18 protein-coding genes are annotated in these 18,630 nt (G+C 69.1%); 9 read left to right on the top strand and 9 right to left on the bottom strand.

Translation table 11 applies throughout. The features are described from left to right. Positions 1-2: 2 nt before the first annotated feature. Together D8670_RS03480 and D8670_RS03475 are read right to left on the bottom strand one after the other, a co-directional pair. Positions 3-149, bottom strand: a complete 147-nt coding sequence (locus D8670_RS03480) for a rubrerythrin-like domain-containing protein (protein ID WP_121816709.1) — start codon at positions 147-149, stop codon at positions 3-5. An 89-nt stretch (positions 150-238) separates the two neighbouring features. Then, entirely contained in the window at positions 239-3,085 is a 2,847-nt protein-coding gene (locus tag D8670_RS03475) for a bacterio-opsin activator domain-containing protein (protein ID WP_121816708.1), read from the bottom strand. A 155-nt stretch (positions 3,086-3,240) separates the two neighbouring features. Here D8670_RS03475 and D8670_RS03470 point away from each other — a divergent pair, with 155 nt between their 5' ends. Beyond that, positions 3,241-3,711, top strand: a complete 471-nt coding sequence (locus D8670_RS03470) for an Lrp/AsnC family transcriptional regulator (protein ID WP_121816707.1) — start codon at positions 3,241-3,243, stop codon at positions 3,709-3,711. 100 nt (positions 3,712-3,811) lie between these two features. Continuing rightward, a complete protein-coding gene (locus tag D8670_RS03465; protein WP_121816706.1) occupies positions 3,812-4,072 on the top strand; it encodes a HalOD1 output domain-containing protein in 261 nt (86 codons plus the stop codon). Positions 4,073-4,074: 2 nt separating this feature from the next. Here the strand turns inward: D8670_RS03465 and D8670_RS03460 are convergent, their stop codons facing one another. Both D8670_RS03460 and D8670_RS03455 read right to left on the bottom strand, forming a co-directional pair. Further along, the gene (locus tag D8670_RS03460) at positions 4,075-4,848 is read right to left on the bottom strand and encodes a PHP domain-containing protein (protein ID WP_121816705.1); all 774 of its coding nucleotides are present in this window, start codon (positions 4,846-4,848) and stop codon (positions 4,075-4,077) included. A gap of 81 nt (positions 4,849-4,929) precedes the next feature. After that, positions 4,930-7,185, bottom strand: coding sequence for an NADP-dependent malic enzyme (locus D8670_RS03455; protein ID WP_121817550.1), 2,256 nt, complete (start codon positions 7,183-7,185; stop codon positions 4,930-4,932). Between the two features lie 150 nt (positions 7,186-7,335). Here D8670_RS03455 and D8670_RS03450 point away from each other — a divergent pair, with 150 nt between their 5' ends. The 4 genes from D8670_RS03450 to D8670_RS20615 all read left to right on the top strand — a co-directional run bounded on the left by D8670_RS03450 (position 7,336) and on the right by D8670_RS20615 (position 10,670). After that, positions 7,336-8,526, top strand: coding sequence for an MFS transporter (locus D8670_RS03450; RefSeq protein WP_121816704.1), 1,191 nt, complete (start codon positions 7,336-7,338; stop codon positions 8,524-8,526). 160 nt (positions 8,527-8,686) lie between these two features. Then, a complete protein-coding gene (locus tag D8670_RS03445; RefSeq protein ID WP_121816703.1) occupies positions 8,687-9,892 on the top strand; it encodes an acyl-CoA dehydrogenase family protein in 1,206 nt (401 codons plus the stop codon). A gap of 75 nt (positions 9,893-9,967) precedes the next feature. Further along, positions 9,968-10,540, top strand: coding sequence for a MaoC family dehydratase (locus D8670_RS03440; RefSeq protein WP_121816702.1), 573 nt, complete (start codon positions 9,968-9,970; stop codon positions 10,538-10,540). Continuing rightward, the gene (locus D8670_RS20615; RefSeq protein ID WP_162994143.1) at positions 10,533-10,670 is read left to right on the top strand and encodes a hypothetical protein; all 138 of its coding nucleotides are present in this window, start codon (positions 10,533-10,535) and stop codon (positions 10,668-10,670) included. The genes D8670_RS03440 and D8670_RS20615 overlap by 8 nt, the downstream gene beginning before the upstream one ends. A 209-nt stretch (positions 10,671-10,879) precedes the next feature. Here the strand turns inward: D8670_RS20615 and D8670_RS03435 are convergent, their stop codons facing one another. The 3 genes from D8670_RS03435 to D8670_RS03425 form a co-directional block, all read right to left on the bottom strand. Next, positions 10,880-11,308 (bottom strand): arsenate-mycothiol transferase ArsC, encoded by a 429-nt coding sequence (locus D8670_RS03435; RefSeq protein ID WP_121816701.1) that lies wholly within the window; start codon positions 11,306-11,308, stop codon positions 10,880-10,882. A gap of 73 nt (positions 11,309-11,381) precedes the next feature. After that, entirely contained in the window at positions 11,382-11,762 is a 381-nt protein-coding gene (locus D8670_RS03430; protein WP_121816700.1) for a VOC family protein, read from the bottom strand. Positions 11,763-11,840: 78 nt separating this feature from the next. Beyond that, entirely contained in the window at positions 11,841-13,004 is a 1,164-nt protein-coding gene (locus D8670_RS03425) for a CBS domain-containing protein (RefSeq protein ID WP_121816699.1), read from the bottom strand. Between the two features lie 92 nt (positions 13,005-13,096). Between D8670_RS03425 and D8670_RS03420 the strand changes: the two genes are divergently transcribed. Beyond that, positions 13,097-13,471, top strand: a complete 375-nt coding sequence (locus tag D8670_RS03420) for a cupin domain-containing protein (protein WP_121816698.1) — start codon at positions 13,097-13,099, stop codon at positions 13,469-13,471. 9 nt (positions 13,472-13,480) lie between these two features. Here D8670_RS03420 and D8670_RS03415 read toward each other — a convergent pair whose 3' ends face one another. Further along, entirely contained in the window at positions 13,481-15,514 is a 2,034-nt protein-coding gene (locus D8670_RS03415) for a hypothetical protein (protein WP_121816697.1), read from the bottom strand. A gap of 165 nt (positions 15,515-15,679) precedes the next feature. Between D8670_RS03415 and D8670_RS03410 the strand changes: the two genes are divergently transcribed. Together D8670_RS03410 and D8670_RS03405 are read left to right on the top strand one after the other, a co-directional pair. Beyond that, a complete protein-coding gene (locus D8670_RS03410) occupies positions 15,680-15,883 on the top strand; it encodes a DUF8106 domain-containing protein (protein WP_121816696.1) in 204 nt (67 codons plus the stop codon). A gap of 42 nt (positions 15,884-15,925) precedes the next feature. Then, positions 15,926-17,980, top strand: coding sequence for a DEAD/DEAH box helicase (locus tag D8670_RS03405; protein WP_121816695.1), 2,055 nt, complete (start codon positions 15,926-15,928; stop codon positions 17,978-17,980). Positions 17,981-18,009: 29 nt separating this feature from the next. On the opposite strand, the gene D8670_RS03400 is transcribed toward D8670_RS03405, so the two are convergent. After that, a complete protein-coding gene (locus D8670_RS03400; protein ID WP_121816694.1) occupies positions 18,010-18,510 on the bottom strand; it encodes a hypothetical protein in 501 nt (166 codons plus the stop codon). Positions 18,511-18,630: the final 120 nt, after the last annotated feature.

The raw sequence follows: 18,630 nt of genomic DNA, 5'->3' as shown, positions 1-18,630 counted from the left end.
GATCACTCGTACGGTATTCGGCGATTGCGGAGGCCTGCTCCGCACTCGGAGCAACTGCCGGGGTGGCTGCTCGCGGTGAGTGTCTCGCCGCAGCCGAGGCACTCGTACTCGTACTCTTCGTCCGCCTCGTAGGTGACGTCGCGGGTCATTGTGGCAAGTCTTGCTAGCCACGCCCGAGGGATGGAACGGTCGGTTACATAGTCAACTACCGCAGCCGTCGAGGGGTTTACAATGAAACCTACGCCCGAGTCGGGCCGCCGTCGAACAGTTCGTCGTAGAGGTTCCGCTGGGCCCGACGGACGTGGTCGTAGAACGCGGTGTGGGAGATGTCGAGGACGGCGGCCACGTCGCGGCCGGTGACGTCCCTGTCCTCGTCGAAGAAGCCGCTGTGGTACGCCGTCCGAACGACCTCGCGCTGCCGGTCCGTCAGCCGCTCCCCGAGGCGACCCTCCGTACCCCCGGCGTCGATGGGCCGGGTGCGCTGGCGCTGCGCGACGAGGTCGGCGTCGGAGAACGTGTTCGAAACGACCTCGTCGACCGTTCTGGTGCGCACCGAGTCGGGCACCTCGATGACGAGCCGGAGCTCGTCGGGGGTCGCGCGCAGCACGCGCCGCACGGCGCCGTGGTCGGCGAGGACGTCGGTGAGGAAGCGGTCGCGCGTTTCGAGGCCGACGAACCCGCTGTCCCCGTCCTCGGCCTCGCGGATCACCTCCGCGTCCGCGATCCCGACCAGGTCGGCCGCGCTCTCGACGACGCGCTCGGCCGGGGCGCCGGTGACGGTCGCGAACACGAGCGCGGAGCCGTCCTCCCGGGTCACCTCGCTTTCCACGTCCAGCGTCGCGCCCGTCGCCTCCGCGAGGTGAAACAGCGGCGAGCGCGGGTCGTCGATCCGGTAGTCGAGCTCGACGACCTCGTCGCTGTGCAGCGCTTCCTTGCGCTGGACCGCGTTTATCGCGGCCGCGATGGTGTCGCCGAGCTCGCGCAGCACCGTCCGCACTGTCTCGTCGAACGCGTCCGGTTCGTCCGCGTACACCGCGAGCGTCCCGAGCGACACGCCGTCGTAGGCGAGCGGGATCGCGAAGGCCGAGTGGAGGTTCCGCGACACCGCCTCCTTGCGCCACCGGGCGTCACGGAGCGACTCGGCGACGTTGGCGACCAGCGCCTCCTCGCGCTCGTCGGCCGCCCGAACCGCCGGCGCCGAACCGCCGTCGAGCGACAGCGAGAGGCTGTCGAGGTACCCCCGCTCGTCGCCGGCCCACGCCTTCGGCTCGATCCCGCCGTCCGGCGCGGTCGTCTCGCCGACCCACGCGAACGAGAACCGGTCGTCGGCCGTCAGGCGCTCGCAGACCGCCGTTTCGATCTCGGCGCGGGTCTCGGCGTTCACGAGGTCCTGGTCGATCTCGCGGATGATCTCGTTGACCCGGATCAAATCGGACAGCCGCCTGTTGCGCCGCTGCAGCGCCTCGTCGCGCTCCCGGAGCTCGTTCTCGCGGTCGACGCGGTCGAACGCCGCCTCCGTCGTCGCGGCGAGCAGTTCCGTCACCTCCTCGTCGACGCCGTCGAACGCCCCCTCGTCGGGGGCCGTCGCCAACAACACGCCGTGGTCGGCGAGCGGGACGGCGACGTAGTCCCCGAAGTCCGGGAGCGACTCGCCCGGCTCGCGGTCGCCGTCGACGTCCCCCGAGCGCATCGTCCGCTCCTCGACGAACGCTCGCGTCACCGCGCTGCGCTGGTCGAGGCTGAACTCCGGCAGCGGCCCGAGGAACGACCGCACCGACTCCGAGGCGGCGGTCGGGTAGAGAACGTTCTGCTCGCGGTCGAACTGGTACACCGCCGCGCCGCCGTCGGGCAGCACCGACGCCGCGTCCTCGACGATCCGGTTCGCTATCTCCGCGTCCGTCTCGTCGTACAGCAGGTTCCGGCTCGTCCGGTGCAGTTGCGTGAGCGCCGCCTCCCGGCGTTTCCGCTCGGTGACGTCCCGGCAGCTGTACAGCGTCGTGCCGCCCTGTATCGACACCCGGCGGACGTTGACCAGCAGGGTGTGCTCCTCGCCCGCCTTGTCGGTCGCCGTGCACTCGACGTTCGTGAGGACGCCGTCGGCCGGCAGCCGGTCGGGGTCGACGGCGTCGTCACCGAGCAGCGCGTCGATCGTGCCGAACTCGCGGATCTCCTCGGCCGTGTACCCGAAGATGAAGTGCACGTTCGGACAGACGTACGTGAACGCCCCCTCGTCGTCCGTTACGAGCACTGTGTCCGTCATGTTGTTCAGCGTCACCCGGTGGAGCTCCTCGGACCGACGGAGCTCCTCCTGGAGGCGGACGCGCTCGTCGACCTCGGCCCCGACGACGAGGACGCGTCGGGGGCCGTCGCCCCCACCGTCGACCGGCCGGAGGCGGAACTCCATCGCGATCGCCTCGGCGCCGCCCGCGAGCGACGCCTCGACGGTCTCGAACTCGCCCTCTGCGGCCCGGCCGACCGCCCGCTGAACGTCGCGGCGCGACGCGTCCCCGTCGCCCCACGGCAGCGCCCAGAACCGCTTCCCGACGACCGTGTCCCGGTCGGCGTCGACGAACCGGCGACCGGCGCGGTTGATCCGCCGGACCGCGCCGTCGGAGTCGAGGACGGCGACGAACCGGTCCGGGTCGGCCGCCAGCGCCTCGAAGTCGGCCGCGCGACGGCGGCAGCGTCGGCGCTCGGCGTCGCGGTCGACCGCCTCGTCGATCCGCTCGCGCAGGGTCTCGTCCGCCTCGTCGAGCGGCGCGTAGTCCGCCGCGCCGGCCACGAAGGCGTCTCTGGCGAGTCGCTCGTTCCCGGTCTCGGGCGCCAGCACGACCGGAACGGACTCGTCGTCCAGCGCCCGGATCAGCGCCGTCCCGTCCCCGTCGTCGAGCTCCGCCGCGCAGACGACGCAGTCGAACCTGTCGGCCGATCCCCGTAGCAGATCGAGCGCCCCTTCTCGCGAGGTCGCCGCCGAAACGAGCGCGTCGTCGCCGACGACTGCCGCGACTCGCCCCCGCCAGCGGTCGGGACCGACGAGGAGGACGCGGGGATCGTCGGTAGACCGTGCAGACCGCATCGGATGCATCGTCGTAGATTTCCCCGTCTCGCGGATAAAGCTTCGCGTCCGTACCACCGCCTGCCGGCGGTACGCGTCGGTCACGGGTCGGAAACAGCAACTGCGTCTTCAGGGGCGCCCCAGAAGACGCGTAAACTCAACACCCTGCGGATAGTACTGCGCGTATGACGCAGTTCTCCCTCGACGCCGTCGACCGGGAAATCATCTATCTGCTGCAGGAGAACGCGCGTCGGTCGATCACCGACATCGCCGACGCGGTGGGCGTCGCGGACAACACCGTCCGCAATCGGATCGACCGGCTCGAAGCCGAGGGGGTGATCGAGGGATACGGCGTCGACGTGAACTACGAGCGCGCCGGGATCCAGCACCACTACCTCTTCATCTGCACGGCGCCGCTCGACAGCCGCGAGCAGCTCGCGGTCGATGCGGGCCGCCTCTCCGGAGTCGTCGACGTGACGACCGTCATGACCGGGTCGCAGAACGTCCTGATCACCGCCGCAAAGGTCGGCCGCAGGGACATCACGCAGCTCGCGTACGACCTCCACGGGCTCGGCCTCCACATCGACCGGGAACACCTCGTCTGGGACCAGCACCGATACCCCCTCGACGCGTTCGACCCCCGGAACCAGCGGTGACCGGTCGGGAGGCATTATCTCATCCCCAGCGGTTGCAAAATTTGCAACTCTTTCCCACTCCACGCTCGTATTTTTATAGATAGGAGGGGTGTAATCGATAATGAGCGCAGATCAGAGACAGACTGCCTGCGGTGAGACGGAACGGCCCGCCAGCGAGCGGGTCGTCGAAGCGGTCGCTGCGGTCGAGGAGGCGTCGCCGCTCGAACTCGACCGACCGCTGTACGACGCGATCGACCCCGACGCGCTGAACGCTCTCGTCGGGACGCAAAGCGGATGCAACGTTGTGGAATTCTCCTATCTGGGGTACCGGGTCGCGGTCCGCGGCGACGGCGAAATCACCGTCGAACGGCCCGACACGTAGCCCTACAGCGACGGCGGCGAGACGGGGTCGATACCGCGGTCGGCGGCGAACTCCTCCAAGAACGCCGCTCGCTCGCCGATCTCGCCGGGCGCGTGCGAGTCGGTGCCCACGGTGAGGGAGACGTCGTGTTCGACCAGCACGTCCAGAAACGTCGGCGATGGGTGGACGACCGCCGACTCGCGGAGCGCCCGGCCGGCGTTTATTTCCGGCACGGTCCGCGAGTCGGCGAAGGCCGGCGCCGCGCGGCGGTAGTGGTCCTCGGTCGCCCGGCCGCGCAGGGGTTCGACGCGCTCCAGCAGGTCCGGGTGGGCCGCGACGTCGAACAGCTCGGACTCGGCCAGCGCGACGAGGCCGTCGAAGTAGGCGTCGACGACGGCGTCGCGCTCGTCGTCGCTCATGCCCCGGAAGTTCGAGGCGTCCTGCACGTTCAGCCCCTGTACCTCGTGGACGCTGCCGATGGCGTAGTCGAAGTCGGCCCCGTCGAGGAACTCCCGGACCGCCGCCTCGTCGCGGGGCTCGTAGTTCATCTCGACCGCGTCGTACACCGCCACGTCGACGGCCTCGCGCACCTGCTCGATGCCGCGTCGCCGGCGCTCGTACGTTCGGTCGAGGTTGAACCCCCACTTCGTCCGGGCGTCGTCCATCGCCGCCCGGTCCGAGACGATACAGTGGTCGGCGACGCCGACGCCGTCCAGCCCCGCCTCGGCCGCCGCGCGAACCATCGACGGGAGGAACCGGCCGTCGGAGTAGTTCGAGTGGACGTGGAAGTCGTGCACCCGCCGACGAACGGAGCCGGAGGACTTGTAGGTTGTGCCGGCCTCGCGCCTCGAACGGCCGTCCGCAGTGGGCTCGCCGCCTCAGTCGCCCGCTTCCTGCGCGTCCGCGACCGCCACGCCCGCGAGGTTGACGATGTCGTTCACCTCGTCGCCGCGCTGGAGGACGTGGACCGGTTCGTCCATGCCGACCAGCATCGGGCCGACGGCCTCCGCGTCGCCCAGCCGCTGGAGGAGCTTGTAGCCGACGTTGCCCGCTTCGAGGTTGGGGAAGACGAGGACGTTCGCGGGGTCGTCGAGGTCGGAGAACTCGTAGGTCCCCTGGAGGATGTCCTCGACGACGGCGGTGTCGGCCTGCATCTCGCCGTCGACCGGGAAGTCGACCGCGGGGTCCTCGCGCAGGCGGCGGGCCGCCTCGCGGGGTTTGCGCGTACCCTCGTTGTCGACGCTCCCGAAGTCGGAGTACGACAGCATCGCCGCGCGCGGTTCGACGTTGAACCGACGGGCGAGCTCCGCCGTGTGGCGGGCGACCTCCTCCAGCACGTCCTCGCCCGGATCCTGATTGACGGTGGCGTCCGCGCAGAAGACGACGCGGTCGGAGAACGCGAGCATGTAGACGCCGGCCGCGTAGTCGGCGTCCTCGGCGGTACCGATCACCTGCAGGGGCGGGCGCAGGGCGGAGGGGTAGTGGTTGGTCAGCCCCGTCAGCATCGCGTCGGCGTCGCCCCGATCGACCATCACGCTGGCGAGGTAGTTGGTGTCGTTACGGACGAGTTCGCGGGCCTCGCGGCGGGTGACGCCCTTCCGCTGCCGGCGCTCGTGCAGGTGCTCGGTGTACTCGCCGACATCGACCTCGGCGGGGTCGACGACCGTCGGGTCGAACTCGAGGCCGCGCTCGGCCGCGACCGCCTCGATGGCGTCGCGGTCGCCGATAAGGAGCGGGTCCGCGATTCCCTCGTCCGCCATGCGGGCCGCCGCGCGGATCATCTTCTCGTCGTCGCCCTCGGCGAGCGCGACGCGCTTCGGGTCGGACTTGGCCTTGTTCAGGACGACCCGCATCATCTCCTTGGACTTGCCGACGCGGGCCTCCAGTCGCTCCCGATACGTGTCGAGGTCGATATCGCGCCTGGCGGCCCCCGAGTCCATGGCGGCCCGCGCGACCGCGGACGACACCTCGAAGAGAACGCGGGAGTCGAGCGGTTTGGGGATTATGTAGTCGGGGCCGAACTGCAGCGGCTGGTCGCCGTAGGCCTTCACGACGGCGTCGGGGACGTCTTGCTTGGCGAGGTCGGCGAGGGCCTCGGCGGCGGCGACCTTCATGTCCTCGTTGATCTCGGTGGCGCGCACGTCGAGCGCGCCGCGGAAGATGAAGGGGAACCCGAGGACGTTGTTGACCTGGTTCGGGTAGTCCGAGCGCCCGGTCGCCATGATCACCGTGTCGTCGCGGGCCTCTTTGGCCTCCACGTAGCCGATCTCGGGGTCGGGGTTCGCCATCGCGAAGATGATCGGGTCGTCGGCCATCGACTGCACCATCTCCTGGGAGACGATGCCGCCGATCGAGAGCCCGACGAACACGTCCGCGCCCTCCATCGCGTCCGCCAGATCCCCCTCCGGCACGTCGCGGGCGAACTCGCGGTTGTACCGGTTCAGATCGCCCGCCTCGGCTCGCTCCTCGGTGAGGATCCCGCCGATATCGGACATCGTGATGTTCTCCTTCCGGACGCCCAGCGAGACGTAGAACTTCGCGGTGGCGATCGCCGCCGCGCCCGCGCCGGCGAAGGTGACCTCGATCTCCTCGATGTCCTTCCCGGCGATCTCGACGGCGTTCAACAGGGCAGCGCCGCTGATGATGGCGGTGCCGTGCTGGTCGTCGTGGAATACCGGGATGTCCAGTTCCGTGCGGAGGCGCTCCTCGATGGTGAAACACTCCGGCGCTTTGATGTCTTCCAGGTTGATCCCCCCGAACGTGGGCTCCATCGCCCGCACCGCCGCGACGACCGCCTCGGGGTCGTCCTCGTCGAGTTCGATGTCGAACACGTCGATGTCGGCGAAGCGCTTGAACAGTACGCCCTTCCCCTCCATGACGGGCTTGGACGCCTGCGCGCCGATGTCGCCCAGTCCCAGCACCGCCGACCCGTTCGAGACGACCCCGACGAGGTTCCCCTTCGCGGTGTAGGAGTACGCCTCGGTCGGATCGTCACGGATCGCACGGCAAGGGGCGGCCACCCCCGGCGAGTACGCGAGACTCAGATCCCGCTGCGTGTTCGTCGGCTTCGTCGTCGAGATCTCTATCTTCCCCGGCGGCTCCTCTCGATGGTACTCCAGTGAGCCCTCGTCCAGTGACATAGCGGCTGTTGAGTGTGGACGGTAAATAATGGGACGCTCAACGCAATCGTCCCGGTCTGTGCAGCACCGTTCGGTGACCTGGTCGTCACCACGGATTGCTGTGATGCCCAGAGATTTACACCGGCGTCGAGAGAGACCGAGTCAATGGGAGTCCGTCGGATCGTCTTGCTCGTCTTCCTGTGGCAACTGGCCGCGAGTATCTGCTACTACGCCGTATTCGCCGCGACGCCCTTCTTCAGGGACCAGTTCGGCCTCTCCGGGACAGCGGTCGGACTGGTCGTGACGTCGCTCACGCTCGGTTACGCGGTGTTTCTCCTGCCACTGGGGGCGATGACCGACCGGTTCGGCGAACACCGGACGCTCACCGTTGGTCTGGTCGGGCTGTCGGCGGGTGCGGTCCTCGTCGCGCAGGCGTGGTCGTATCCGTCGCTGCTCGTCGCCGCCTTCCTCCTCGGGTCGCTGTACGGGACGGCGATGCCGGGAACGAACAAGGCGATCTTCGACAACGTCACCCAGGGCCGCCAGAACCTCGCTGTGGGGGTGAAACAGGTCGGCGTCACCGCCGGCAGCGGCGCGAGCGCCCTGCTGGTCACCGGCATCGCGGGGGTGCTGTTCTGGGAGGCCGGGTTCTACATCGCTGCGGCGGGCGGCCTGCTCGTTGCCACCGCGTTCTGGCTCGTCTACCGCGGCACCGGTGCGGCGGAGGGCGCGGAGTACCCCGATTTTCGGCGGCTGCTCGCGAACCGTCCGTACCGGTCGCTGGTCCTTGCCGGGGCGTTCCTCGGCGCGAGCCTGTTCACGACTACGGGGTACACGATCATCTACATGGACGAGTCGATCGGCTCCACCGTCGCGTTCGGCGGCGTCGTCCTCGCCGCGTTGCAGGTGTCCGGCAGCGCGGGCCGGCTCATCACGGGCTGGCTGAGCGACGTGCTTCCAGGTGAACCACGGCAGCGCATCGGCGCGATCCTGCTCGCGCAGACGGTCGCCAGCGCCGCCCTGTTCGCCGTCGTCGCGGTGATCGACAGCACGGTCGCCGCGGCGGCAGCGTTCGTCGCGCTCGGGTTCTTCGTCCTCGGGTTCACCGGCATCTACTACTCCTGCATGGCGACCCTCGTCCCGGCCGAGGAGATGGGGAGCGCGACCGGCGGCGGCCAACTCGCGCTCGTCGCCGGCGCGCTCGTCGCCCCGCCAGCGTTCGGCTACCTGTCGGATGTGTTCAGCTATGAGGCCAGCTGGCTCATGCTGGCGACGCTGTCGCTCGCCGCGACGGTCTTCGTCGTTCGGGTCATCGTGACGGAGCCGCCGGCGGACGTCGCCGCCGCTGCGGAGTGACGGCGGCAGACAAAGAGACGGCGACTCGAACGGCCACGGATCGCAACGAAGGCGCGTCGAACACCGTCGTGCCGTTTCCCGCGATGATCCATTCGTTGAGACAGAGGTCACATGTAACACACCCATACCCTTATCTTCGGTCTCGGAGGACGTTCGAACGATGGTAGATCACTTCGAGGATAGCCTCTCGCTCACCGACGCGCAGCGCGAGGTGCGCGACGAGATCCGGGGGGTGTGCAGCGAGTTCGACGAGGAGTACTGGCGCGAGCGGGACGCGGCGGGAGAGTACCCCCACGAGCTCGTGAACGCGCTCGCCGAGGACGGCTGGCTCGGCGTCCTCCTCCCAGAGGCGTACGGCGGGAAGGGGTACGGCACCGAGGAGGCCGTGGCCATGATGTACGAGATTGCCCGGAGCGGGGCCGGATTCAGCGGCGCGCAAGCGATCCACGCGGCGATCTACAACTCCGCACCGCTGGTAACGTACGGGAGCGAGGAGCTGAAAGACGACCTCCTCCCGCGGGTCGCCAGCGGCGACGCGTGGATCCAGTGTTTCAGCCTGACCGAACCGGAGGCCGGGTCGGAGTCCACCGCGATGACGACGCGGGCCGAGAGAGACGGCGACGAGTACGTCGTCAACGGCGAGAAGCTCTGGACCTCCCGGATCGACGTGAGCGACTACCTCGTCCTCGCGGCGCGCACGTCTCCGCGGAAGGCGGTCGAGCGGAAGACCGACGGCGTCTCGCTATTCCTCGTCGACGTCGACCGCGGGATCGGCGAGGGGAGCATCCAGTTAGAGGAGATCGAGAAGACCGCCAGCGGCGTGGTGAGTTCGTTCCACGTCACGTACGACGACCTGCGGGTCCCCGCGGATCAGCTGATCGGCGTCGAAGGCGAAGGGTTCTACCAAGTCCTCGACGGTCTCAACGAGGAACGGCTGGTCATCGCCGCGGAAGCGGTGGGTCTCGGCGAACTCGCCCTAGAGAAGGGCGTCGACTACGCGAACGAGCGCGAGGTGTTCGGCCGCAAGATCGGACAGAACCAGGCGATCCAGCACCCGCTCGCGGCCGCGTTCGCCCGCGTCCAGGCGGCGAAGCAGTTCACCTTCGACGCCGCGACCCGGACCGACGACGAGGACCGGAAGACGGTGGGTGCGTGGGCGAACTGCGCGAAGTACCTCGCCGCCGAGGCCGCATTCGAGGCGGCCGACGCCGCCGTGCAGGCCCACGGCGGGCGCGGCATCGCCCGCGAGTACGACGTCGAGCGCTACTTCCGGGAGGCGCGGCTCACTCGCCTCGTCCCCATCACGCAGGAACTGGCGCTCAACTACCTCGGCGAGAACGTGCTCGGCCTGCCGCGGTCGTACTGACCGGGACGAACCGAGCGCGCAGCGCGAGAACGCACCGGCGATCGACCGCACGAGAACCCACGACACACCAAAAACATGACCGACGACACAGACACGGAGAAACGACTGGTAGAGGGCTGGCAGGGACGCTACTACGAGGACTTCGAGGTCGGCGACGTGTACAAGCACCCGTTCGGCCGCACTGTGACGGAGACCGACAACGTCTGGATGACGAACGTGACGATGAACCTCAACCCGATGCACTTCAACGAGGCGTACGCCGCCGAGACCGAGTTCGGCGAACGCCTCGTCGACGGCACGTTCGTCATCGCGCTCGCGGTCGGCATGAGCGTCATCGACGTCTCCGTCAACGCCACGGCGAACCTCGGCTACGACGACATCCGCCACCACGCGCCCGTCTTCCACGGCGACACCATCTTCGCGGAGAGCGAGGTGCTCTCCAAGCGTGAACTCGACTCTCGCGACCACGTCGGCATCGTCGAGACCGAACTCCGCGCGTACAACCAGGACGACGAGAAGGTGCTCTCGCTCAAGCGCACCCCTATGGTACTCAAACGCGAATACGCCCAGCCCAGCGCCGCCCAACCGCCGGGATGGCTCGAGGGCATCGGCACACAACCGGACGATGAGGGAGTGTCCGATGACTGACGGCGATGACCGTATCGCCGACGGCCCCCTCACCGGCGCGGCGACCGCCGCTGAGTTGGTTGATCTCGGTGACGTTGTTATCGCCGGCGGGGTCGGCGGCGTCAGCTACCCGAAACTCGTCCCAGAATGATCGCCGACGACGACCGCGACCGCTCGCTGACAGTGATCGCAGGCGACGGCGGTGAGATCGACGACGCGCTCGTCAAGGCCGGATAGATGGCTCGGCGATTCCCGTTCCAGACCCGCGAGACGCCGCCCGAGGCGATCAACGACAGATAGAGGACGAACCTGGCGGGCGAGTACCCACCGGAGAGTGAGGGCGTGAGGGATGATACTCCCTTATACCGGCCCTCGTCCGAAGAACTCGTCGAACAGCGCCCGCACCCGCCTGTCGATCTCGTCTCTGATCTCGCGGACCCGCTCGGGGCCCTCGCCGTCGGGGTCGTCGAGCGCCCAGTCGCGGACGTCGACGTCGGCGTCGAGGGAGAACGTCGAACAGCCCATCGTCGCCACGACGTCGCAGGCTTCGAGTTCCGCGGTCGAGACCTCCCGAGGCGTCCGCCCGGAGAGGTCGACATCCGCGTCCCGCATCGCCTCGACGACCTCGCCGTGAACTTCTTCCGCCGGGTCGGTGCCGCCGGTGACGACCTCGACGCGGTCATCGAGGCCGCGGCGGTCGCGCTCCCGCTCGGCGAAGGCCGCCGACATCTGGCTCCGACCGGCGTTCTGCACGCAGACGAACCCGAAGCGAACCGTGTCGTCGCTCATACGAGAGGCTGGGAGGGGCTGGCGGTTTACCGTTGCTATGTCGTCTCGGGAGGGCTATATAGCGACGCGGCCGCTACGAGAGCTCCTCGACGAGTTCGACGACGTAGCCGTCGGGGTCCTCGACGAAGGCGACGCGGACGCCGATCTCGTCCATCGTCGCCGGTGCCTCGACCACCGTCGGGTCGCGGCGCTCGACCAACCGCTCGAAGGCGTCGTCCGTGCTCTCGACGCCGACGGCGACGTGGGCGAACCCGCCGCCGGGGCCGGTCGGCCGGTCGCCGTCCGGGTCGTGCTTGAACTGGAACTCGCCGTCAGAGCCGCCGACGTACACGTTCTCGACGCCGTCGCTCTCGAACGACCAGTTGCGGTCGAGGCCGAGCCCCTCGACGTAGAAGTCGATCGTCTCGTCGATGTCGGACACCCAGAGCGCGGTGTGGATCACGTCGCGGTCCATGCGACCACGTCGCAGTGCTGACACAAGTAGGGACCGGAACGGGGCGGTCCCGGATTGTGGCGGTGAAGTCCCGCCGTCTCAGTCCGCCGTGCCCGTCTTCCGGGCGGGGTCGAGCGACCCGGTGGACTGGATGATGTTGAAGGCGGTCATCACGTCGGTCCGGGAGAGCAGGCCGACGAGGTTCCCCCGCTCGTCGACGACGGGCAGGCGGCCGATCCCGTTCTCCTGCATCTGGTTTATCGCGGTCATGGCGTCGGTGTCGGGCGTGACGGTCGACAGGTCGCCGGTCATCACCTCCTCGACCCGGTAGGCGTCGCGCTCGATCTCGGGCACCTCGCGGGCGTCCTCGAGGGTGACGACCCCGACGAGATCCCCGCCGTCGACGACCGGGTAGCCGGTGTGGCGCTCGGAGAACATGCGGCCCATCAGCTCTGCGACGGAGGCGCGGGGTTCGACGACGTGGAGGTCCTCGCGGGGGGTCATCAGGTCCCGGACCAAGACGTCCTCGAAGGCGGCCTTCATCGTCACCTGCTGGGCCTCGCTGGACGCGCCGATGTAGATGAAGAAGGCGATGCCGACGAGCAGGATCTGGAAGTTCAGCAGGCCGAACAGGCCGATCAGGATGGCGAACGCCTTGCCGACCTCGGCGGCTATCTGGGTCGCGCGGGCGTACGGCCGCGTCCGGGCGAGCAGCGCCCGGAGGACGCGCCCCCCGTCCATCGGGAAGCCGGGGAGCATGTTGAACGCCGCGAGGACGACGTTGAGCAGAGCGAGGTAACCGAGCACGAACCGCGCGGCGTCGAACGACTGCGGCAGGAAGACGAAGGCGACGTAGCAGACCGCGCCGACGAGGAGGCTGACGATAGGGCCGGCGATGGCGATCTGCAGCTCCTGCTTCCAGTCCTCGGGCATCTCGGTGAACGAGGCGATGCCGCCGAAGATCCACAGCGTGATGGAGTCGATGGGGTAGCCGTAGCGCATCGCCGTCAGCGAGTGGCCCAGTTCGTGGAGGACGACGCCGACGAACAGGCCGACCGCGGCGACCGTGCCGATGATCCACGGCATCGTGCCGGCCGTGAGCGGCTCGACCGCGATCCCCGCGTTCCAGAACTCGTTGAGCGGCTCGGCGATCGCCTCGATCCGCACGCCGATCAGGTAGGCGAACAGGGGCAACACGATCAGGAACGTGAGATCCAGCTTAATCGGGATCCCGAACAGGGAGCCGATGCGAAAACTTCGCATACGAGACCGTTGCGCCGGCTGAATAATAAAGTACGTCCACCAGTCTGGCGGCCACCCGTTACGATTACGGCGCTCGCCGCGTAGGTCCGCCTATGGACCCCGAACCACTGGTCAGGAGCGCGGACGACGTGGAGTACGAGTCGGTCGACGCCGCCGACGGCCTCGCAAAGGGCGTCCTCGTCGGCGAAGACCACGGCGCGCCGAACTTCGCGATCCGACAGTTCACGCTGGACCCGGGCGCCGAAGTCCCCGAGCACACGAACGAGGTCGAACACGAGCAGTACGTGCTGGAGGGCGAGTACGTGGTCGGGATCGGCGACGAGGAACACGAGGTCTCGGCCGGCGACTCCCTGCTGATCCCGGCCGGGACCGTTCACTGGTACCGCAACGAGAGCGACGACCCCGGCGCGTTCCTCTGTGCCGTCCCGAACGGGGACGACGAGATCCGGCTGGTCGAGTCGGAGTAGTCGGCGGGATCAGTCCGACGTGCGAACCGCGCGGCGGGCCACGTCGCGGACGTCCTCCGCCGAGACCTCGTCCTCGCCGTGGTACGTCTCGCCGTCGAGCAGCGCGACGAAGTCCGGGTCCCCGAGGATCGTCGCGACCTCGCTCGCGCTGATCCGGAACGGCTGTCTGGCGCTCGCGCCGATCAGGCCGTAATCGTTGCGGGCGTACTCCTCGGCGAGCCTGTAGACGCTGCCGAGGGGGTGTCGCTCGGACGGCTGGACGCGGACCGTCAGGTCGTACTCGTCGGGGGTGACCGGGTCGACGATGGCGACGAGCGGGGGCGGGCCCCCTTCCTGACGCGCTATCGCGGCCGCGGCGTCGCCGACGAAGGAAGCGTTCTTGACCCCCGCCAGGCGGACGCTCTCCGCGATGGGCTGGCCGGCGAGGAGGAGTTCCGCGGCGAGGACCGCCTGCGACGCCGTCGGCGAGGGCGCGACCGCGGCGGCGACCGCGCCGCCGCCGACCAGCGCCGTCGCGGCGTCCCGCCGATCGCGACCAGCGAGCGCGACCGCCGGCGCACTCACGTCGATAGCCGACGGGCGGACGACGCCGTCGGCGCAGTCGAACCCGACGCCGTCGTCGGGAGCGGGGAGGTCGCAGTAGACGACCTCGTACTCCCCGCCGAACGCGTCCCGCAGGGCAGCCGCGTCCGGGTCAGGGATCACCGCCGTCGCCGCGGCGAGGTCGTCGCCCCGCTCGGCCGCGCAGTCTCGGAGGCGGGCGGCGCGGTCCCGGTCCGCGGTCAGGAACGCCGCGGAGGCGTCTGACGCCGCGGGGGTGGTCTGCGAGAGCCCGTGCTCGAACGCCGTCGGGATGAGTTTCGTCGTCCCGGCCGGCGGGTCGTGGTGGGCGTAGCCCCGCGTCAGCGCGCGCGGCGGATCGGCGTCGACCGGCGCGTCGCCGGGGGACTCGGCGACGTCGATCGGGGCGAGCCGATTGACGAGGTGCGGAACGAGTTCGGCGTCGGCCGGCGTCGGCCGGAGTACTGCCGCCGTCCGCCAGCGCGGGAGGTACGGTTCCAGGGCCGACCAGGGGACTTCGAGGTACTCCATCAGCTGGTCGGTCAGCGACGCGTCGTAGACGTTGTGCGGGTAAAAGGGCAGATCCGGCGAGAGCTCCTCGTACTCGTAGCGCGGCTGGGAGTAGTACCCGCCCTCCCGCGCCAGGGAGTCGAGCAGCAGGCACCTGCCCAGGATCCGGCGGACGGACGCGGCGAGCGTCCGCGACTCCCGGCGGAGCGGCTCCGCGTACCCGTTGTCGAGGCGAAGCTCCGCGCGGTCGCCCGCTTCCACCGTGGCGCCGAGGTAGAACGCGAGCGGCGCGACCCGGTATACGTCGGCGTAGCACTCCGGTACAGTGATCGTGATGCCGGTCCGGGGCCTCTCGATACTCGACGGAATCCGCAACTCCTCGCTCACCTCGATGGCCGGCGGGTGGCCCCGGATCGAGGGCCACGACCGCTCGGGGGAGAACTCCTTGATCGACGACCCGAGATGCGACACCGCCGTCATGACCGCGGCCGGGTCCTCGGGGACGGTGATAGTCGACCGCGGGCTGCTGTGGACCGACCGCGCGCCGACGGCAACCTCCGCCTCGCCGTCGAACGTCACGTTCAGCGGTTCGCCGCTCTCCTCGTAGCGCGGATAGGAAGCGGTGAACGACGCGTCGGCGACCCGAACGTACGTTTTCACCGCTCCCGAGACTTCGATGAAGTGCGTCCCGGCCGCGACCTCCCGCGGCGTCGCCGTGAACTCGCCGCGGTCGTTCCCGTCGGCGTCGCGGAGGCGCACGCCGGCGTGGGGACCGATGCGGAGCGACGATGTCCGGAACGAGACCGCGCGGTCCACCGGGAAGACGAACATGTCGGTCAGCGCGGGCCTGAGGTCCGGCGGCTCCGACGGCCGCAGGACCTGCTCTCCGCCCTCCAGTTCGTCGCGGGCCCGGAGAGCGCCGTCTTCGACCGAGAACGAGACCGGCGGGTCCTGGTCCTGCGCTTCGTTCACAGTAACGGGTGGACGGTGGAGAATTTGAAGCTATCGGCCGGCGTAGTTCTTCGACCCCGGAAGAGCGGGATCACCGAGACGGTCCGCGCCCGGTCGAGGCGGTCCGTCAGGATCGTTCCAACGCCGTCGCGGGGTTTTTGACCACCGAACGCCTACGGAGGGGCAATGACCCGCCCTACCACCTCCCCCAGCGACGGCACCACTACCCGAAAGGCGGTGCTCACGTGCCCCGACTGCGGCCACGAGAGCCCGCCGGACGGCGACTGGGACGTCCACGAGGAATCGACCGACGACCGCGACCGCGACGCCTACCGCTGCCCCGACTGCGGCGCGACCGTGACCCGCCGCCTCCGGTTCGCGGCGGCGTAGCGTTCCGAACACCTGAAATACCCGCATCTCCTACCGAAACCCGTGTCACAGCAGGTCCAGCAGGTGGACACCCTGTTCCTCCACGAGTCCGGCGGCGACTACCTCGCCGTCGTCGAGCGCGACGGCTCCAGGGTGTTCCGCGCGAAGCTCGAACTGAAGCAGACGGACGCGGGGCCGCGTCCGGGCCGGTTCCGGATCAAGCAGGGCTCCAGCGAGGAGCCGCGCAGCCCCGACCAGTTCGTCGAGATCGCCCGCCGAGCATCGCGCATCCGCATCTCCGAGCAGACGTCGTCGGCCGCCCGCAAGGAGCTGCAGGCGATGCTCGACGGCTACCAGCTGGACGCCAAGGTCGTCCGCACCTGCCGCTACTGCGCCTCGAACGGCCGCTACTCGCCCATCACCTCCGAGACGGCCATCGAGGCCGACGGCGAGTACATCTGCCCGGACTGCGCGAAACGGGAGCTCGAACGCGAGCTCTCCTACCAGGGCGACCTCACCAGCGCCGCCCGCGAACGCCTCGAAGAGCTCCTGCTCGACGTGCAGGACCTCGAACGGATCACGAACCTCCTGAAGGGCCACCTCGACCCGGACCTCACGAAGTTCGACGAGATCAGCGCCACGACCGACGAGATAGACGAGGTCCGCGTCGACAGCCTGGACCTCCACCCGGGCGTCCAGAGCCTCCTCGAAGACCGCTTCGAGACGCTGCTGCCGGTCCAGAGCCTCGCCGTGGAGAACGGCCTGTTCGAGGGCCGCGACCAGCTGGTCGTCAGCGCGACGGCGACCGGGAAGACGCTCGTCGGCGAGATGACCGGCCTCAACCGCTCGCTGAACGGCAAGGGGAAGATGCTGTTTCTCGTCCCCCTCGTCGCGCTCGCCAACCAGAAGCACGAGGACTTCCGCGACGAGTACGGCGACCTCGTGAACGTCTCCATCCGCGTCGGCGCGAGCCGCGTCCGCGACGACGGCAACCGCTTCGACCCGAACGCCGACGTCATCGTCGGCACGTACGAGGGAATCGACCACGCCCTGCGGACGGGCCGGGACCTCGGGGACATCGGCACCGTCGTCATCGACGAGGTCCACACCCTCCAGGAGGAGGGCCGCGGCCACCGGCTCGACGGCCTCATCTCGCGGCTCAAGTACTACTGCGAGCAGCGGGCGGAGGAACGCCGCGACTACGGCGGCGCGCAGTGGATCTACCTCTCCGCGACCGTCGGCAACCCGAGCGAGCTCGCCGGGAAGCTGCGGGCCAACCTCGTCGAGTTCGAGGAGCGGCCGGTCCCCATCGAGCGCCACGTCACCTTCGCCGACGGCAGGGAGAAGCCCGACATCGAGAACAAGCTCGTCAAGCGGGAGTTCGACACGAAGTCGTCGAAGGGCTACCGCGGCCAGACGATCATCTTCACCAACTCCCGGCGGCGCTGCCACGAGATCAGCCGGAAGCTGGAGTACGACTCCGCGCCCTACCACGCCGGCCTCGACTACGGCCGGCGCAAGACCGTCGAGCGCAAGTTCGCGAACCAGGACCTCGCGGCCGTCGTCACAACGGCGGCGCTCGCGGCCGGGGTCGACTTCCCCGCCTCGCAGGTCATCTTCGACACGCTGGCGATGGGCATCGAGTGGCTCACCGTCCAGGAGTTCCACCAGATGCTCGGCCGCGCCGGCCGCCCCGACTACCACGACAAGGGGACGGTGTACGTCCTCGTCGAGCCCGACGGCAACTACCACGGCAGCATGGAGATGTCCGAGGACGAGGTGGCGTTCAAGCTCCTCAAAGGCGACATGGAGGCCGTCCGCACCCGCTACGACGAGAGCTCCGCGGTCGAGGAGACGCTCGCGAACGTCACCGTCGCCGGCAAGCAGGCGAAGAAGCTGAACGACCGCATGATCGGCGAGGTGCCGACGAAACACGCCATCGGCAAGCTGCTCGAGTACGAGTTCATCGACGGCTTCGAGCCGACGGACCTGGGACGGGCGGTGACGAGCCACTTCCTCGACCCGGAGGAGGCGTTCATCATCCTCGACGCCGTCCGCAAGGAGAAGCACCCGTACGACATCGTCGCCGACATCGAACTGAACGAGGACGACCTCTAGGCCGCCGTGTCGCCCGTTCTATCGCCATTTTACCGCACGTCCGGGAGCGCCGCGTCGCCCCGAGCGACGTCGACGGCCCACCGGGCGAGAGCGCCGGCGACGAACGCCCCCGTCCCGATGACGAGGGCGATGACCGCGAGAAACGCCAGTCCGTCGAGTCTGGTGAAGTACGCCAGTCTGTCGACGGCCGGCCGACTCGACAGTCCGAGAAACGCGTGGTCCGCGTGGAATCCGAGCAGCGGCGCGTACGCGATCAGCCAGCCGAACGCCAGCCCGCCGTGGTCGTAACCGATCGCCGCGGCGGCGAGCGCGCCGACGAGCGCAGCGTGTCCGGGGACGAACACGACGCAGCCGGACACCGCGAACGCGCCGACCGCGTACGCCGCGAACGTCGCGGCGAAGAGCGTGACGGCGGCGACGACCGCCAGCGCCCGGCCGAAGCGGTTCTCGGGGGCACCGACGAGCAGGGTGCGTAACGGGGAGAGCAGGGGTCGTTCCGGAGGGAACAGGGAGTGTAGCGGGGGGACCATAGATTCCCCGTCTCGCCGGGCGTATTTAAAACCGGGCAGGGCTCGGGGGCATCGTGCGGCGGATCATCCCGCAGGATTTTTTCGACCCCTCCTCGTGTCTCCGCTGTGGCAACGCTCACG

This window comes from Halostella limicola (genome assembly GCF_003675875.1).
Lineage (GTDB): Archaea > Halobacteriota > Halobacteria > Halobacteriales > Natronoarchaeaceae > Halostella > Halostella limicola.
The sequence above is the reverse complement of the archived record's forward strand: the minus strand, read 5'-3'. Positions and strand labels throughout refer to the sequence as shown.

Bases quoted from the DNA above. Each gene is read 5' to 3' on its own strand.
- D8670_RS03435 (WP_121816701.1), bottom strand. From the start codon at position 11,308: ATGAGCGACGACACGGTTCGCTTCGGGTTCGTCTGCGTGCAGAACGCC.
- D8670_RS03430 (WP_121816700.1), bottom strand. From the start codon at position 11,762: ATGGACCGCGACGTGATCCACACCGCGCTCTGGGTGTCCGACATCGAC.
- D8670_RS03465 (WP_121816706.1), top strand. From the start codon at position 3,812: ATGAGCGCAGATCAGAGACAGACTGCCTGCGGTGAGACGGAACGGCCC.
- D8670_RS03440 (WP_121816702.1), top strand. From the start codon at position 9,968: ATGACCGACGACACAGACACGGAGAAACGACTGGTAGAGGGCTGGCAG.
- D8670_RS03475 (WP_121816708.1), bottom strand. From the start codon at position 3,085: ATGCATCCGATGCGGTCTGCACGGTCTACCGACGATCCCCGCGTCCTC.
- D8670_RS03410 (WP_121816696.1), top strand. From the start codon at position 15,680: ATGACCCGCCCTACCACCTCCCCCAGCGACGGCACCACTACCCGAAAG.
- D8670_RS03470 (WP_121816707.1), top strand. From the start codon at position 3,241: ATGACGCAGTTCTCCCTCGACGCCGTCGACCGGGAAATCATCTATCTG.
- D8670_RS03445 (WP_121816703.1), top strand. From the start codon at position 8,687: ATGGTAGATCACTTCGAGGATAGCCTCTCGCTCACCGACGCGCAGCGC.
- D8670_RS03425 (WP_121816699.1), bottom strand. From the start codon at position 13,004: ATGCGAAGTTTTCGCATCGGCTCCCTGTTCGGGATCCCGATTAAGCTG.
- D8670_RS03450 (WP_121816704.1), top strand. From the start codon at position 7,336: ATGGGAGTCCGTCGGATCGTCTTGCTCGTCTTCCTGTGGCAACTGGCC.
- D8670_RS20615 (WP_162994143.1), top strand. From the start codon at position 10,533: ATGACTGACGGCGATGACCGTATCGCCGACGGCCCCCTCACCGGCGCG.
- D8670_RS03400 (WP_121816694.1), bottom strand. From the start codon at position 18,510: ATGGTCCCCCCGCTACACTCCCTGTTCCCTCCGGAACGACCCCTGCTC.
- D8670_RS03420 (WP_121816698.1), top strand. From the start codon at position 13,097: ATGGACCCCGAACCACTGGTCAGGAGCGCGGACGACGTGGAGTACGAG.
- D8670_RS03480 (WP_121816709.1), bottom strand. From the start codon at position 149: ATGACCCGCGACGTCACCTACGAGGCGGACGAAGAGTACGAGTACGAG.